Origin of the sequence: Paraniabella hibiscisoli (assembly GCF_022512515.1) — a bacterium.
Classification (GTDB): Bacteria; Bacteroidota; Bacteroidia; order Chitinophagales; family Chitinophagaceae; genus Niabella; species Niabella hibiscisoli.
This window is the reverse complement of record NZ_JAKWBK010000001.1, coordinates 4,434,764-4,451,496: the sequence shown is the minus strand read 5'-3', so window position 1 is coordinate 4,451,496 and position 16,733 is coordinate 4,434,764. Positions and strand designations below refer to the sequence as shown.

18 protein-coding genes are annotated in these 16,733 nt (G+C 42.4%); all 18 read right to left on the bottom strand.

What is annotated here, in order from left to right; translation table 11 throughout:
• Positions 1–51: 51 nt before the first annotated feature.
• The 18 genes from MKP07_RS27250 to MKP07_RS27170 all read right to left on the bottom strand — a co-directional run bounded on the left by MKP07_RS27250 (position 52) and on the right by MKP07_RS27170 (position 16,487).
• The gene (locus MKP07_RS27250; RefSeq protein WP_240850385.1) at positions 52–819 is read right to left on the bottom strand and encodes a ThuA domain-containing protein; all 768 of its coding nucleotides are present in this window, start codon (positions 817–819) and stop codon (positions 52–54) included.
• A 30-nt stretch (positions 820–849) separates the two neighbouring features.
• On the bottom strand, positions 850–2,607 hold the full coding sequence (locus MKP07_RS27245) for a glycoside hydrolase family 9 protein (RefSeq protein WP_240850384.1): 1,758 nt from the start codon (positions 2,605–2,607) through the stop codon (positions 850–852).
• A gap of 24 nt (positions 2,608–2,631) precedes the next feature.
• A complete protein-coding gene (locus tag MKP07_RS27240; RefSeq protein WP_240850383.1) occupies positions 2,632–3,918 on the bottom strand; it encodes a glycoside hydrolase family 30 protein in 1,287 nt (428 codons plus the stop codon).
• Positions 3,909–4,067 (bottom strand): hypothetical protein, encoded by a 159-nt coding sequence (locus MKP07_RS27235; protein ID WP_240850382.1) that lies wholly within the window; start codon positions 4,065–4,067, stop codon positions 3,909–3,911. The genes MKP07_RS27240 and MKP07_RS27235 overlap by 10 nt, the downstream gene beginning before the upstream one ends.
• Positions 4,068–4,115: 48 nt before the next feature.
• Complete coding sequence (locus tag MKP07_RS27230) at positions 4,116–4,628, bottom strand: glycoside hydrolase family 30 beta sandwich domain-containing protein (protein ID WP_240850381.1); 513 nt, start codon at positions 4,626–4,628, stop codon at positions 4,116–4,118.
• Positions 4,610–5,365, bottom strand: a complete 756-nt coding sequence (locus MKP07_RS27225) for a glycoside hydrolase family 30 protein (protein ID WP_240850380.1) — start codon at positions 5,363–5,365, stop codon at positions 4,610–4,612. The genes MKP07_RS27230 and MKP07_RS27225 overlap by 19 nt, the downstream gene beginning before the upstream one ends.
• 380 nt (positions 5,366–5,745) lie before the next feature.
• Complete coding sequence (locus tag MKP07_RS27220; RefSeq protein ID WP_240850379.1) at positions 5,746–7,407, bottom strand: cellulase family glycosylhydrolase; 1,662 nt, start codon at positions 7,405–7,407, stop codon at positions 5,746–5,748.
• A gap of 291 nt (positions 7,408–7,698) precedes the next feature.
• Entirely contained in the window at positions 7,699–8,145 is a 447-nt protein-coding gene (locus MKP07_RS27215) for a helix-turn-helix transcriptional regulator (RefSeq protein WP_240850378.1), read from the bottom strand.
• 70 nt (positions 8,146–8,215) lie between these two features.
• Positions 8,216–8,776 (bottom strand): triple tyrosine motif-containing protein, encoded by a 561-nt coding sequence (locus MKP07_RS27210; protein WP_240850377.1) that lies wholly within the window; start codon positions 8,774–8,776, stop codon positions 8,216–8,218.
• Between the two features lie 14 nt (positions 8,777–8,790).
• Positions 8,791–9,981 (bottom strand): ligand-binding sensor domain-containing protein, encoded by a 1,191-nt coding sequence (locus tag MKP07_RS27205; protein WP_240850376.1) that lies wholly within the window; start codon positions 9,979–9,981, stop codon positions 8,791–8,793.
• A gap of 158 nt (positions 9,982–10,139) precedes the next feature.
• Positions 10,140–10,616 (bottom strand): hypothetical protein, encoded by a 477-nt coding sequence (locus MKP07_RS27200; protein ID WP_240850375.1) that lies wholly within the window; start codon positions 10,614–10,616, stop codon positions 10,140–10,142.
• Between the two features lie 89 nt (positions 10,617–10,705).
• Entirely contained in the window at positions 10,706–12,604 is a 1,899-nt protein-coding gene (locus tag MKP07_RS41450; RefSeq protein WP_317236117.1) for a glycoside hydrolase family 3 N-terminal domain-containing protein, read from the bottom strand.
• A 44-nt stretch (positions 12,605–12,648) separates the two neighbouring features.
• Complete coding sequence (locus tag MKP07_RS41445) at positions 12,649–12,849, bottom strand: hypothetical protein (protein WP_317235906.1); 201 nt, start codon at positions 12,847–12,849, stop codon at positions 12,649–12,651.
• 238 nt (positions 12,850–13,087) lie between these two features.
• On the bottom strand, positions 13,088–13,462 hold the full coding sequence (locus MKP07_RS39800) for a glycosyl hydrolase family 18 protein (RefSeq protein WP_317236116.1): 375 nt from the start codon (positions 13,460–13,462) through the stop codon (positions 13,088–13,090).
• Between the two features lie 10 nt (positions 13,463–13,472).
• Positions 13,473–14,120 (bottom strand): glycoside hydrolase family 18 protein, encoded by a 648-nt coding sequence (locus MKP07_RS39795; protein WP_262919515.1) that lies wholly within the window; start codon positions 14,118–14,120, stop codon positions 13,473–13,475.
• A 523-nt stretch (positions 14,121–14,643) separates the two neighbouring features.
• Complete coding sequence (locus MKP07_RS27180; RefSeq protein ID WP_240850374.1) at positions 14,644–15,003, bottom strand: hypothetical protein; 360 nt, start codon at positions 15,001–15,003, stop codon at positions 14,644–14,646.
• Positions 15,004–15,207: 204 nt separating this feature from the next.
• On the bottom strand, positions 15,208–16,038 hold the full coding sequence (locus tag MKP07_RS27175; RefSeq protein WP_240850373.1) for a Gfo/Idh/MocA family oxidoreductase: 831 nt from the start codon (positions 16,036–16,038) through the stop codon (positions 15,208–15,210).
• On the bottom strand, positions 16,032–16,487 hold the full coding sequence (locus MKP07_RS27170) for a Gfo/Idh/MocA family protein (protein ID WP_240850372.1): 456 nt from the start codon (positions 16,485–16,487) through the stop codon (positions 16,032–16,034). Before MKP07_RS27170 ends, MKP07_RS27175 begins: the two co-directional genes overlap by 7 nt.
• Between the last annotated feature and the right edge of the window lie 246 nt (positions 16,488–16,733).

Here is a 16,733-nt window from a genome sequence, read left to right as displayed (position 1 = left end):
TTTGATTGAATGGATGTATGAGTTGAGGAACCAAGGAAAGATCGCCTGCTATTATTTCTTTAAACCCCATTTAATAGCATTGGCAAACATTTGGGTAAACGCTGGTGTTGCTACCAACGAAGCGCTATGACCTATGAGGAAATAAACATTCTTTGCTTTCTTCTTGCTGTTGCTCCAGATCACCGGGTGATCGCCCATTTTTACGTCAGATGCAGGCTGATAGCTGGATTCATCTACCGTTGCCAGTACATTTACGTTGGTGCGGGGATTCTTATCAAAAGTATACCATTCATCATCCGGAATGGAAAACAAGCGTGGCAGGCTTTTCATTACTGGGTGACCAGCTGCTTCCACCCATACATTTGCTGTAGCTTTTTTGGCGATATAGGATTTGAAGCGAATGCCTCCCATAAAATCTGAGAACCAATTCCATATAGGGTAACCATCAAATTCGCCCAAGAGTGTAGCATGATGAAAACCGATCCATGATCCAAGGCCCTGATCGATATACCTTTCAAAAGCTGCCATTGTTTTGGGTGTCCAATTGTATGGAGGATAATTTAGTTGTATAAAAAGACGATAGCAGGCAAGCGAGTCATGCTCTATCTCGCGCGGATGGTTGATCACTTTTAACTCCAGCTTGTTTTTGTCCGCGAATGCTTTTAACCAATCTAATGCAGCAGCAACAAAACCCTCATGTCCTCCTCCTCTTTCCGTTAATACCAATACTTTGGTTTTTGCCGGAGGATGAGGCAGCGCGGCATTTAATGAAATGCACGCAATCCAACTAATTAAAATAGTAAAGAAGACTCGTTTCATGTACAAGTTTTTTTGATCAGAAAATTGCAGTTATTTTTCTTTTGGCGCTAAAGCAGTTACAGCCTGCAGAAACCAACCCGTATGCGGAATCCATTGCTCGCTCCAGCGCCATTCGTTCCCATTATCCTCCACTTTAAAATCGATGCCTGAGCCGTCAGCATTTCCATCTTTACCGGTAATACCGTTAGAGATACCGCCTTTACCCGATCCGTGCCCGTACATAGATGCCATATAAGGCACATTCTTATGGCCATATCCATACATCATGCACATCCCATATGGATTTTTACCCAGGATCCATGCTACCTGGTCGAATGCATATTTCAGCAATTGAGATTGAACACCCCATTCGTTGTTAGAAGGATATACCAGGCGGCCGCCAACGATCATCGCTGCTGTAAGTGAGGCCAGCCGGGCATCTTCACCCTGCCACCACCAGCCACTTTCATTTTGGTGCGGGATAAAAAAGCCTGATTTCAACCTGCCATTTACACTGAAGTGCTGACGTGCGTAACCAAACGGATTAGCAGTGCCCGCAGTAACTTTCAAATTATAATCAATAGCCGTCTTAATAGTACGCAATGCCTGCTTTCGGAAGTCTGCGTTCTTTTCCATATCCAGGTAACGGGCTAATGATATTACAGGTAATCCGGCATCAGCTGCATGCCAAAAGGGCCTGTTTTTATCATCAGCAATAAAATAACCGTCGGCTGATAAACGCCTGTTCAGATTGGATGCTCGTTGCCGGGCTTCCGCCTGGTAAACCTTTCTGCCGGTGGCCAGCCATAGTTCGCTGGCAGCCATCAGTGCACAGTAATCGTCGATAATATTATCCTTACCGTCATCAGCATATTTCAGACTATTAACCATTACATGCGCAAATGCTCTTTCGGCACCGGCAAGATATTGGGCCGAATTGTAGTCCCGGTTCTTTTTCCAGGTGGAGATACGCGCTAATGCGGCGATAGCCATTCCTGCGCCCTCTCTCCAGGCACACTGGTAATCGGAGGTTGTTTTACTATCAGCCAGTAGTCCTACTACCCTTCTTTCTTCAGGGTCTTTTTTAAAGTAAGAAAAGAGCGTCATATAAAAATAACCTTCATCAGAAAGTGAGCGTAGTAAATAGTCAGCTCCGTATAAAGCTTCATCCTTAAAGGCGGCTTCAATGCCGGCTTGCCGTATAAAACCCGGAAGTTGTTCAGCTGTATTAATAAAAGACCAGGTAACCATGGGTATTTGTTGAGGCAGCATAAAATTGGTGTAAGCCAAATGGGAAAAGTATTTACTTACATCACCCGATGCGTCACACCAGCCCCCACGCAGGTCCACCCGTTTCTCAGATCCATATAGCAACACATGCTTGTCGGCTCCCAACTCTTCGGGAGATGCAGCCCTTTGATGCTGAAAGAACTGCAGGATAGCCGGAATACCTATTGCTGGAAGAGCATGCTGTTGAATAGAGAAATAATAAGAGCTATCCGCCTTCTCTGCCAGCTTCACCACCAGGCAGTAAGTTCCGGGTGATTTGAAGGCGGAAAAATCAGCCACCGCATACCAGTCTTTATCTGACCAATCTTTTACCTGCTGTGAAGCCTGCAGTAAGCCGTTAAACACTACTTTACCACTGCTCTTTTCTACCAGCTCAAACCTGGTATGAATGGTAGCGGGGTTATTGGTTTTTACAATGCCTGTTTTATAACCGTTTTGCTCATAGGCTACCTGGTTAACAAATATCTCTACCCCACCGGCACCAGCACACAAGCCAGGGTAAATCAAAAATAAAAACAAAGCGCCGCCAAGATCTTTTTCATACTACAGCATAATCGTTTGAATGGAGTGTGCCGGTGACCGCACTTCAACCGCGTGATTGGCTATCCATAGGTTATACGTTAATGCTTCATTACTTTTATTCATCACTATAATGGCGATTGTACCATCGGGATTTTTAAAAGCTGTAGTCAGCAAATTAGTACGATTTACAGAAGCTATAATACGTTTAGCGCCTGGGCGTATGAACTTAGAGAAATGACCGATATAGAAATAGGCATTGGTATAAATGAGCTTATTAGTTTTTGTATCGGCATGTACAGGTGCAAAGCAAAAATTACCCACATGGTTAGGACCTCCATTTTCGTCTAACAGTATATTCCAATCTGTCCAGGCAACCGTTCCGGCATTAAAGTCGTTGATCATCGACATGCCATAACGTTCTCCCAGGCTCCAGTTATTGATACTATCCATGGAGAATTTTTCTTTGCAGCCTTCTGTAAATATCAGGTTCTTGGAGGGGAATGCTTCTGCGGTTCTTTTCAGGTTGTCAAACATCATATCGCTACCCGTCCAGGTTTCGTACCAGTGAAAACCGATACCCCAAACATACTTGGCAACCGCGGGATCTTTTAAAGTAACACTGGCCCGCTGGTAAATCAGGTCGCGGTTATGATCCCAAATGATTAATTTTTTGTCGCCCATATTGGCTTTTTGCAGGGTAGGTCCTAAAGCTGTTTTTATAAAATCGGCTTCATCTTCTGCTGTGTAAATACAACTTTCCCAGCGCTGCGTTGCCATAGGCTCGTTTTGTACCGAAAGCCCCCAAACCGGAACGCCTTCCTGCTTTAACGCGTTTATATATTTTACATAATAATTGGCCCATGGTTGATAATATTGCTTCAGTAACTTGCCACCGGAAAGCATATTATTGTTATCCTTCATCCAGGCCGGAGGGCTCCAGGGACTTACATATAAATTAAGCTTACCACCTGTAGCTGACATAGCTTGTTTGATCATAGGAATTTTAAACTGCTTGTCGTGCGATATATCAAAACTTTTTAGTGATACATCGTTATCTTTCACATAAGTATACATGTCACTGGAGAAGTCGCAGCTGTTGATATTTGTTCTCGCAAGGGAATAGCCTATACCCTTGTTCAAATCGTAATAGGCTGTCAATAAGTCCTGTTGTTTATCTTTTGAAAGTTTAGCAAAAGTTTCAGCCGATGCATCAGTAATAGCGCCTCCTATGCCTACGAAGTTCTGGAAGGTTTTGGTGGGATCAACAAAAACACAAACCTGCGTTTCTTTCGGTTGCTCTAATGGCAAAAAGCTTTTCCTGATACCGTTTTGCTTATCTTTTCCCCGGTACTCTCCGCTGTAGTAAATACATTGATCGTTCTTTTAGACAACGGTACTTGTTGCGCGTTGGCTGCTATACATACAAAAGCTGTAAACAATGAGATCCACTTGCTCATTAATAAAACAATTTTAAATTCTTAATAATAAATTTGAATGACGCTGAATTACCAAACTATAGTGACTATCGTATTAGCTGTTACAGTATAAGAGGCCTGTTTGCCGTTAAAGTTGATAAAGAAATCTTTATCAGTATTTTGCTCGTTTAGTACCAATAAAACCTTTTTGCCCTGCGGTGTTACAAAGGCCACATTAGATAAGCCTTCAACTTCTGTACTGAATATACGCTTAGAGCCATCGGGTACAAATTTTGAAGCATGGGCAATAATATAATACCCCACGTTCCTGTTTACATGATCTCCATTAATCGTTAATGCACCTTTACATTGTGTACAACCTCCCGGGGTATGGGGTTTATAAGCCGGATCGCTGGCAAGGTTCCATTCCAAAGCCACACGGCTCCAGTTTTTCATAGTACCTATGATCACATTTTTTGTATGCCATTTCAGGTCACCGCTAAAGGTACCGGTAGAGCCGGTCCATTGTTCAGTAAAGTAGAGATTCTTATCAGGATGCGCGTTATACACCTGGCTCATGGCACTTACATTGCCCGCATACAAATGAAATGCTGAACCGTCGATGTATTTTTTGCGTCCGGATCATTGAGAATGCTGATGGGATAATCAGGCCGGTCGAGGTTGTGATCATATAATATTATCTTGGTTTTAATATTTGCTGTACTGAAAGCGGGGCCCAACGCTTCTTTAATAAAATCCCTCTGTTGATCTGCCAGCATTAATAAGCTGGGATTATTACCCGGATGTAACGGCTCATTCTGAATAGTTAGCGCATCGATTGTAATACCTTCTGCCTTCATCGCCTGTATATACTTTACAAAGTACCTGGCATATGATTCATGATATTCTCTTTTCAGGCTGCCTCCCTTCGTGGCGCCATTGTCTTTCATCCAGGCAGGCGGACTCCAGGGTGATACCAGTATTTTGATTTTTGGGTTGATAGCGAGTATGTTTTTTAATACCGGGATCAGATCCTTTTTATCCGGAGCGATGCTGAACTTGTCCTGGTTAATATCCGTTTGTCCGGAGGGCAGGTCGTTATAACTGAAAGCAGCAGGATCAAGATCAGATGCGCCAACGCTTAAACGCAGATAGCTAACACTGATGCTATTCTCATCATTACCGAAAAGTTCCTGTAATAAAGCTGTCTTTACGGAGGGACTGAGTTGGTTGATCAATGTTGCACTTCCGCCTGTGAGCGTATAACCAAAGCCATCTATACCCTGGAAAGACTGTGCTGTATCTATCTGGAAGACCGGGCCCGTAGCAGTACCTGGCACGAACTGGATCGTATTTATTTTTTTAGCAACACTGAGGAATCAGCCCTGGTTGCCCAAACAGTTAAAGAACCCTTGCCCGGTAATGGCGGCTGAGGCGGCGTACCAGCACCGGGACTGGCAGATTTGTTGCATTGCGCATAAATCGACACCAATGCAATCAAGCTGATGGCCGCTATATTTCGTTTATAAGTCATACAATTTATTTATTATTTAAGATCAGCAACAGAAATTATCATGTTCTCCGACCCATCACGCATATTTGAACAAACAATGAGAAGCGTAACCTGGCGCGCTTTACTTGGATGACGGTGACACCGTAAAATCCAGGAATTCAAATCCGCCTTTTTCTATATAAATCTTTAACCCATGTACTCCTTTTGTTAATCGTACCGCTGTGGTTGAGGTTTTGCCCCACTGTTTTGCGGATGATGCAGGCAGATCAACCCGGGCCAGCTTTTTTCATTATCCAAAATTGTCAACGCTCCCCGGGCGCTATCTGACCTTGTGCGAAACTCAAACCGGTAATTGCCGGCTTTCTTCACCGAAACCGTGTATTGCAGCCATTCACCATCTTCAATATGAAAGATGTAGTGATCATCGTTTTCCCGTTTTATATCAACGCCATCATTGCGGTAGGTCCATCCCCGGTTACCGGCCGTATTAACACCTGGGGTATAATGATAGCTGGCAGTATCTCTGTCGAAATAAGCTACCCTTTGAGCACCCATATCAAAATCTACTGCTTTAATAATAAGAGAACCCGTGTTTAATTCATGCTGCTTAAACGGTATCGCCGTGTTATTTTGTACCTGCCTGAACATAGCATCAGCAACATCTGCGTGAAATACGTTATGCTCCAATACTGCATTATTCAACCATTGATCGAGTATATTCCAGGCTTCTTCCTTAGGTAGCTTAGGTCCTTTACCTGACCAGTCTGCCAGTAATTTATCGTATCCTTCAGGCCTCTTAATTTCGAATGGATTATTAATGTTCATTTTCTTATGCTGCCACCAGGCCCAGCCAATGCCGTTTTCTTCACACAATTTTATAGCTTCACTAAACCAGGTATTAGAGTTTTCGCCTGATTCACCCAGCCATATTGGAATATTGTATTGATCTCTCAGATCTAAAAAATGCTGGATCGTTTTAGTAGTGTTGAAGTTGCCATACTTATGAAAGCTTAATGCCATATTGCTGTCCCATGGAGGTAGCATTCCCCTGTAATTATTTCCAAAACCGTTTCCTTCTATAATGATCAAATGTTGGGTATCAACTTCCCGTATGGCTTTGGTAATATCCTCTGATAGTTTTCTTAACGGGATATTTTGCTGCTCATTGGTTCCTCTTGTATCTTTTGCATCCTGAAATCCCCAGTTCGTTTCGTTCAAAATATCGTATCCACCTATCCAGGGTTCTGTTGCATAACGTGCTGCCAGTTTTCTCCAGAGTGCAATGGTTTTGTTCCGGTTCGCGTCACTTTCCCATAATGATGGCTTAGCAGGATCCCGGTCGGCAATAGCAAGGTCGTTGCCTTGCCCACCCGGCGCTGCGTGCAGGTCCAGTATCAGGTATATCTTATTGGCGCCGCACCATTTCAGCAAACTGTCTGTTAAAGCAAAGCCTTTCTCCAGCCAGGTGTCTTTTCCGGCTACGGGCTCTTTATCTACCGGTAGCGTATATAAAGCATAGTGCATGGGAAGCCTGATAGAATTAAAACCCAACGAAGCCAATGCATCAATATCCTTTTTTGTAGTATGCGTTGTTAACCATCTTTCATAAAACTCAGCAGCTTTTTCGGTTCCTACAGAGGCTTCGATTTTCTCCCGGATACGGTATTGCTGACCTAAATTGCTTAAGCTATACATGTAGCCCTCCTGCAACATCCAACCACCCAGGCCCATGCCCCTCAGTATGATTTCTTTCCCCTTATTATCTACTATTCTTTTCCCCTCGGCTTTCAAAAAGCCCTGACCCATGGAAGAAGAAATACCTGGGAGGCTAATGGTAACCAGCAAAAGTCCCCTGACAAACTTTATCATATTATCGTTAGATTTTCTTTGCAACTGTCCCGGAAGACGGCCGACTTAGTTATGGCAATTTTTACTCTTTACTTTTTTATATTCTTATTATGGTAAAAGGCAAAGACTATTTAGAGTGTACAAATTTGCCGGGTGTTTAACTGTTTTCCAAAAAATATGCTACGTCAAAAATGCATCAACCGGTAAAATAATAATTGAAAATCAAACAGTTGTAAGCTGTATTAAAATTTCAGCCACGCCATTCTGCTTTTGTGAAGAATAATGAACATCCTAAATATTTGATATTACCTCCTACGATTCTCCTTCAAACCTGATCAAAAAATCAGCCAGGTGAATATCGCCGGGCAGCAGGAACTTTTTGCGTAACCGAAAACGGGCTGTTTCTACCCCGCGTACAGAAATATTCATCAGCTGCGCTATCTCTTTGGTAGATATATTTAATTTCAGGTAGGCACAAAGTTTAAGATCGTTGGCTGATAAGGAGGGGTAGCTATCTTTTAGATGCTGCAGGTAATTATTATGTACTTTATCGAAATGAAAAGAGAATTGTTCCCATTCCTGTTGCTGATCGAGTTCTTTATCAATTGTCTTGATGATCTTTTGAAACTCCTTGCCAGACTTTTCAAGATCGGGCATACTTTTATAAGATTGCAGACTCTCTTTTAAGTTAGACATCACCTCGATCTTTCTTACCAGATTCATTGCGGAGGAAGCCAGTTCCTTGTTGCTATGGTCCAATTCAGATTGTAATTTATCGGCAGTAAGCTGTATGATCTTTTTTCATTCTCCCGGGCTTCCAGCTCTAGCCTCAGTTCCAAATTGCGCTGCTTTTCTTCGTGCTCCCGTTTTTGTTGTAATAGCTTTTTTGCTGGTCTTTAAAATCCCGCAGCCGTTGGTATTTTAAGAGCAACCCAAACAACCCGATCGCTGCAAGAATGTATAAAATAAAGGCCCACCAGCTTTGATACCAGGGAGGCAATATGATAAAACTATAAGAAGTTGGTTTTGATTCTTCGTCTCCCAGCTTACATTTTACCCAAAACGTGTATTTGCCGGCAGGAAGATTACTAAATTCCTTCTCGGTTTTTTCTCCCCATCCAGACCATTGCTGATCGAACCCTTCCAGGAAATAACTGTACGCTACATCTTCCGGATGGCTATACTCAAGGGCTGTAAAACTAAGGGTGACACCCGATTTGCTGTACCTGATATGAGGACTTGCCGGATCGTAAGCATAACCACCAAACAACAAACTATCCTTTTCATTAATCAGGGTCTTCACACTTCTGATCAGTACAACCGGTTTTGTTCTGCTGTTGTTATAAGACCTGAGGTTTAAGTGAAAGAAGCCTTTTTCAGCGGCTATCAATACATTACTGCTATCTATAACATTGATGTGTTCAAAATTATAAGTAAACTTATCTTCCAGCTCAGTAAAATAGGTTTTACGTGTAAATCCGATGATTTGCCGGCAACGCCAATTCTTTTTCCCTGGGTAAACCAGATATTTCCGTACCGGTCTTCCATCAGGTAATTTAAAGGGGTCTTCCCGAATATTTTTTCGAAATATGCCGATCTGATAAACTTATCCCTTTTTGTATCATATTCAAAAATGCCGTTATCATCTGCCAATATCAGTTTGCCGGTTATTTTAAATATCCGGTTATTATTATTGCTGATGACTTTTTCTTTATCCGTATAGGCCGTCACTACCAGTGCCCGGTTTTTATCAGGCAACACTCTGAAAATTCCTCTGTAAGGATGCCCGATCCAGATTACACCGTTATGTTGAACTACAAACCTGGCAGATTCGCTGTGTAATCCGGCAGCATGGAGCTTCACCGTTCCATTAACCTGGTCAAAAAAACTGATGCTGTTATAAGTTCCGGCCATTATCTGTTTGGAATTCCCATTACCATAAGGCTGAAACCCCCAGTATCCGATACTTTTGTCCAGCAAAACTGCTTCTCCATTATTAACATAGTAGGCTCCTGAAGCATGAGCGATAAACAGTTTATCATATACCACTGAAAGCCCCCATATCTCACCTTTGGAATTTTTTACCAGGCCAAATTGCCCGCGCGTTCTGCTTATGTCTGTTTCAGTTCCCAGCTGTGTATGATAAACACCGGCGGAAGTGCCAAGGTATAAATACTGATTATATATTGCCGAAGCAAACCCTGTATTGTGATTCTCTTTTTCAGGAAAAATATGTTTGATCGCATCCGTGTAATTGACTACATCGATACCATTATCCAATCCGAGCCAAATATTACCCTGTCGGTCTGTTTTTACTGAAAGCGTGTTCTGGCTCTGTAAGCCTTCATTTGTCGTGATACGCTCTAATAACTGTCCCTGCTGATCCAATACATAACAACCACCTAGCCGGGTTGCAACCAGCAGGTTTTTATCGGGTAGTATGAGCACCTGGTATATGCTTTGCCCGGCGACCTCTTTAATGGCGGGCGTTTCAAATGCTCTAAGACCTTTAGCATCTAGTATAAAAAAACCGAATTGCTGGGTTGCTATCAGCAAAGAGTCTTTACCAACCGGTAGTATTGAACGTACCGCCACACCGACCGGTAATTGATCTCCAAAAGGCAGCGGTTTCCAATGTTTACCCTTCTCAAATACCAGCAGTCCCTGGGTAGCATCATGAGCTATAACATTGTTCCCTACATCGCCAAGGAAAGACCAATAGTTACTGGTATACGCCTGTATTTTCCCTTTGCTTAGTACAAAAACCTTGGAGTTGATTCTGAAAAAACAGCATTATCTTTTTCACAAATATTCCATACATCTGTGAATGAATTGTCTTCAGGCGACAAGAGGGAATTAAGCGAATGATATACCAGGCGCCCTTGTTCATCCGGTTTAAAATAGCCAATCTGCCCCTGCCCTCCTACATAAATATTCCTGTTTTTTGAAACCATAACAGAGCGCAACGCAATTCCATTAGGTAAGCGATAGGTTTGCCAATATACACCATCAAAAGTGAGCAATCCATTGTTATTGGCAAAGTACATGATGCCTCTTTCGTCCTGGTCTATATCCCAGTTTTGATTGCCTCCCTTGTAGGCCTTTTTTGAATAATTGATAATAGAAGGATTTCCTATTACATTTTGCCCCGTACAGGGAAGTATCCACCATACGATGAATAGCAGCAAGAAACCGTTATACTTATAATCAACCATTGGCTTATATCTCAAAAGAGCGTAAATATATTTATTTATGAACCCCGCTCCTGTTTTTACGGATAAATGCAGTCTTTAAATGACAGCTGTATGCGCTGCTTAAATTATTCTGTCAAAGAAAAAGAGGATTTAAGACCTGAGTCGCTATTACCCCCAACCCATATATTAAACATGCCGCTTTCATATTTTTTTACGAGATCTAATCCATAAAAAGCCAGGTCGGCGCTGCTCAATTCAAATGTCACCAGTTTCGACTCGCCTGGTTTTAAACTGATCTTCTGATACCCTTTTAATTCTTTAACCGGGCGGGCTATAGATCCGGCAACATCCTGAACGTATAGCTGCACTACTTCTGTCCCCTCGTACTTGCCGGTATTTTTCAGGGTTACAGACAGTTTCAATTTTTCTCGGGGCGCTATCTTTGCGGCTGAAAGCTTCAGATCGTTATATTCAAAACTGGTATAGGAAAGTCCATAGCCAAAAGGAAAAAGCGGATCTCTTCCTGAATCCAGGTAAAAAGAACTGTTGCCCAGTGAGCTTTGTTTTGCCTCCAGGGGAATATCATCCAGCTTCATCGGATTTTTAGGCCCCGGTCTGCCGGTATTATTATGATTATAATACATAGGGATCTGTCCCACTTCCCTAACAAATGTAACGGGGAGCTTTCCACCCGGGGTGGCTTTTCCGTAAAGCAGGTCTAAAATAGCAGGCCCGCCCATGGTACCAGGATGAAAATTATACAATACGGCGTCCGCGTAAGGTAAATCACGCTCAATAGTTAATGGTCTACCCGCCATAATCACCAATACCACCGGCTTATTGGCTGCTTTTAGCGCGGCGAGCAGATCTGATTGAACACCTATGAGGTTTATATTGGATAGAGAATGCGCTTCACCCGAAAGAATAGCTTCTTCTCCCAGGAAAACAACTACCACATCAGCCTGTTTGGCTGCAGCTATTGCTTTATCAAAATTGCCTTTATTTTTATCCCTGCTAAATGCCAGCGCCGGCTCGTATACATAATTGATGTTTTTATACTCCGTCTGTAACGCTTTAAGCGGGGTTACGGTATGTTCTTTTTGTCCGTCAAAAACCCAGGTACCCATTTGGTCATGTGGCGCATCCGCCATAGGGCCTATAACAGCAATCTTTTTGCCGGCATCAAGCGGCAATAGCTGATTATTATTTTTTAATAGAACCGCTGATTTGATAGCGGCATCTCTGGCTGCGGCCAAATGAGCTGCTGAATAAACTTTAGTAGGCTGCCCTGTTGGAGCGAAGGGATTTTCAAACAAACCCATACGAAATTTGATACGCAGAATATTTTTTACCAATTCATCGATTGTTTGAAGGGATACTTTTCCGTCTTTGACCAATTGGGCTAAATTCTGGATATAGGTTTGGCTTACCATTTCCATATCAAGACCGGCATTAGCGGAAAGAGATGCTACCTCCTTCCTATCCGCAGCAAAACCATGCGGGATCATCTCCGACATAGAAGCCCAATCTGAAACCACGAAGCCATCAAACTTCCACTCTTTCCTTAGCACTTGTTTTAGCAGGAAGCTGTTTCCCGAAGCAGGTATGCCATCATTGTCGTTAAAAGAAGTCATCACGGTTGCAGCACCTGCTTCCACCGATTTCCTGAAAGGCTCCAGGTACGCATTCCGTAGTAAATGTATGGGTATATTGGTACTATTGTAATCTCTGCCGCCTTCAGCCGCTCCGTAGCCCACAAAGTGTTTTAAACAGGCTGCGATGGACGTAGGATCTGATAATTTATTGCCCTGGAACCCGCGCACCATGGCTGCACCCAAACGGCCGGCCAGGTAGGGGTCTTCACCCAAACTTTCTGCAATCCGCCCCCATCGGGCATCACGGCTGATATCGAGCATAGGCGCAAAAGTCCAGTTAATGCCTTTTTCGCGAGACTCTACGGCCGCTATATTTGCCGCATTTTTTACCAGCTCATCGTCAAAAGATGCTGCCTGCCCAAGAGGAATAGGGAATATGGTATGCAGTCCGTGAATAACATCGCGACCTATGATCAGGGAATACCCAGGCGACTTTGTTGTAATGCCAGCTCCTGGAGCTTATTTACTTCTTCCGGATTGGTGACGTTTAATAATGAACCGATCTCTCCCCTTTTTATTTTATCCTCAACCTCTTTGCTGATCCTATCAAAACTTAACTGGTTCATTTGCCCGATCTTTTCGGCCAAAGTCATCTGGCTGATTAAACTCTCCACTCTTTCTGACTCCGATCTGACCTTATCTTTATAAATACCTTTATTTTGGCTATAGACCGACATGTTGATTGAGAAGGCTAAAAATGTAACTGAAAATAATCCAAGTTTTCCCCGGTTCATTGAAAATACTAATTGATTTATTAATAATGGTAATTCCTGTACAATAAGTGACACTATACGCTTCTTCGCAACAGATTCATTGCAATAGAAGGTCTATCTGCTATATTGGGTTAAGCTATTATTTTTTCTTTGGTGCAGTTTTCATCACTTCTTCGAAAACAGTCCTGCTTAAAAGGTGATCATCTGTATCGCCTGCATATTCCCAGTACATAGCGCCGCGCAAATTATTGGCAATAATAAAAGCGGCTTTGTGTTTTATAGACTCGGGCGATTCATAACTGCATACCATTTCTCCGGCAGCATTTACCAGGTAAGGTACTTTAGCCACAGTGTCCCATTGGGTTTCGAAGCCGGTTAATTTGATAAGGTCCCGGTAGTGTACAAACCCCTTTATATCTTTATTGTTACCCCTTCCATAAAAAGGTATACCTAGTACCAATTTATCTAAGGGCATACCGGCTGCATGATGTGCTTTAACCCCTCTTCTCCTGATCCGGAACCTGTCATTTCTGACCGGAATAATGCAGCGTGGTGTTTAGGGGATTTCCCGAATCGTAGGCCATAATATTTACGAAGTCTACCACATCCTTAATGGCTGCAAAGTCGATATACTTGCCACTCATCACTGTTGCAAGCGTCAATAGCTTTTTGTTTCCGATAGCTGTTCGTATATCCTCCATTAGTAAGGTAAAGTTCTTTGTGTCATCGTCAGAAGCTGAAATGCCACCCGCTTTACTGGTTGGATACTCCCAGTCAATATCAATACCATCCAGATCATATTCTTTAACTACGCGGGCGCAATCTTCGGCGAACTTTTTGCGGTAATTATCATCAGCAGCCATTTCGCTAAACCGCCCGCTACCCCAGCCACCAATAGAAAGCAGCACTTTTAATTCTTTATTCGCTGCTTTTAAAGCTGATACTGTCCTTAAACGCTGAGGATTGTCGATCCTTACTCCATCAAAAGTCTCTGTAACATGCCCGAAAGCATAATTAATATGGGTTACAAACCTTGTGTCGGGCAGCGCCTGTGTCCATGAAGTAACATAGGCTACAACAACCTTCTGTGGTTTTTCTTTATCAATAGGCCGGGCCCAAATTGAAGCGCATAATAATAACATTGCTACCAACAAGCTGCTTACTCTTACCATCGTTAGTTTTTTATAATACAGTTAATAAAATAATCATGTTACCGGAACGATATGCTACAATAAAGCAGGCTGGCCTGCTCCTGCATGGGAATAGCTGAATGGATTAGACAATATTTTATATCAGAGCTAAATGCGGTAAGTCGGTATTTTCTAAGCCACCTACCAAAGATTGTCTCAACACATAACAAGCAATTCTCATTTCGTTTACCAGCTTACAAATATGCATTGACAATTGGTTGTTTTCCAAAAAACATGGTACGTCAAAAATGCATCAGCGGAAATAAATATTATTGAATATCAGCCAATTAAAAGAAAACTGTAAATTTAATTGTACACCATTTCTATAAACCACCCATAATTGCATTCTTTGTGTTGGCCCATATTATTAATACCGATTTCCGATCAAACAAGATATTTGCGAACGGTCATTAGGGCATCGAAGTATTCGATTGTCGATGCCGTGAAAATGATCTATATATTATCGATCCGGGTATGTTATTCAGCAATACGTTTAAAAACCAGGTCATCGTAATAAATAAAACCATCTGTTGTAGCCTGCCAGTAGTCCTGGCTGCCGCCCCTGAAAGTATGAAAAGTGATATATTTTATTTTCCAGTAGGCATAATTGGTTGTCCAGCGAATTAGCCTGTGTCAGCAAATTCTCCCCATCTACTTCATAAGAGACCAAACCATCTGTATTAGACCCGGTATTACTTTTCACCCTGATCTTTATAGTGTACCAGGTATTGGTAGTTAACTGTTTACTTTGCTTTCCAAAACTGTTTCCGCAGATTTCAGGCATATCTTTATAATAGACATAGGGGCGAAAATAGGTTCCTGAATTAACAGCGTTTGTGTTACTACCTGTGGCATTGTACCACATCAGGCGCGCAGTACCTCCTAAACCGTTATCCGCCTTATTGCATCCTGTATAACCATTTCCAAAATGGAAAACAAGTCAAAAGTTGCGCGGGAAGATTTTGAAGAGCGCGTAAAAAAGATAGGCGCTTTTACCTAGTAATCCCAATCAACTATTTTAGAAGACTGTTTTTGGTAGGTGAACAAAGCAATCATCTGTCTAAAATTTTTAAAACTTATTAAAATCCCATTTTCCCCGATAAGCTCTTGATCTCATCATGTTGGCGCTTGCATCATTGAAAACTTCTTTTTTAGGGTTCCATTTCAAGCTGCGTTGTAGTTCATAAGCAATATTGACTGCATTACAAATAGTGGCCGTACGGTGACCTATTTCAACATCGCAGATGGGTTTGGATCTTTTCTTAATCGCATCGATCCAATCCTGGTAGTGGTTATCGCTAAAGTAAAGCCGCTTGTCGCCCGAGCCAAGTTTAGTGTTCACAATATCCGCAGGATTGCTACGCAAAAAGGATCGGCTCACTTCAATAGTGCCTTTTTCTCCTATAAACTGGATCGCATTGCCTTCTCCCCAATTCTTGTGGTGCACTTTCACACCATTGGCATATACATAGTACAAGCCCGTTTTGGCAGCAGGTGTTTCCGGGGCCACAAATTCCACCGGACCCGATTGATCCATTCCCAGCGCCCACTGTACAATATCAAACATGTGAGCCCCCCAATCGGTAATATATCCGCCACCAAAGCCCTGGTATCCCCGCCACCAGGCCCATTTAGGGTCTTCGATAGGTGGAGCCAAAACCGGGTTATATCCCCTATACATCGAGGGACCGATCCAGAGATCCCAATCAAGATAATCAGGTGTAGGCAAGGAAGGCAGGTCGCACTGCATTACAGGCTCTCCTACTGATACATTAATTTCTTTGATCTTTCCTATGTAATTATTGGAAACTAATTCTGCCGCTTGCCTGAAATTGTAGGAAGACCGCTGCATACTTCCCGTTTGAAAAACACGTTTATGTTTTCGGGCAGCATCTACCATGGCCCTTCCTTCTGCAATAGTGAGCGCCAGTGGTTTTCGCAGTAAATATCTTTACCTGCGGCGGCGGCATCTACCGCCATCTGGGCGTGCCAGTGATCCGGTGTGGCAATAACCACAGCATCCAGGTCTTTCATGGCAAGCAGTTCGCGATAGTGCTTAAACTGCTGAACACCTGCGCTACCTTTATTTTCATTAGCCTTTAAAGAAAGCTGGTGAAAAGCAGCCAGCTTTTTTGTATCAACATCGCAAACAGCGCTTATATAAGTTTCTTTACAGTTACTAATACCCCTCAACAAGGTACCCGATTGTTTACCCAGGCCAATATACCCTACATTGATCCGGTCACTTGGGGCCACTACATTAGGTTTTCCACCCATTACATAAGAAGGCAAAATGGTAAGAGCCAGAGCAGCCTTTGAGGTTTGGCCGATAAATTTTCTTCTTTTCATCAGTTGGTTTTAATGATATTGGGAACTAATATAAAATCGTTAAAAAATTAATACAATAACGACAAACAATTCTTTTCTTATTGACAAGTCCTTAAAGATAATGCTAGTTTGCTTTTATTTCAACGTATTAAAACATAATATCAAAAAAAGACACAATGGGCCATACTCCTTGATCATAAAAGAAGGCTTTATTCGGTAAAATAAAATTGATTATATTACAAAATTATCAGACCCGTTTAGTCAAAT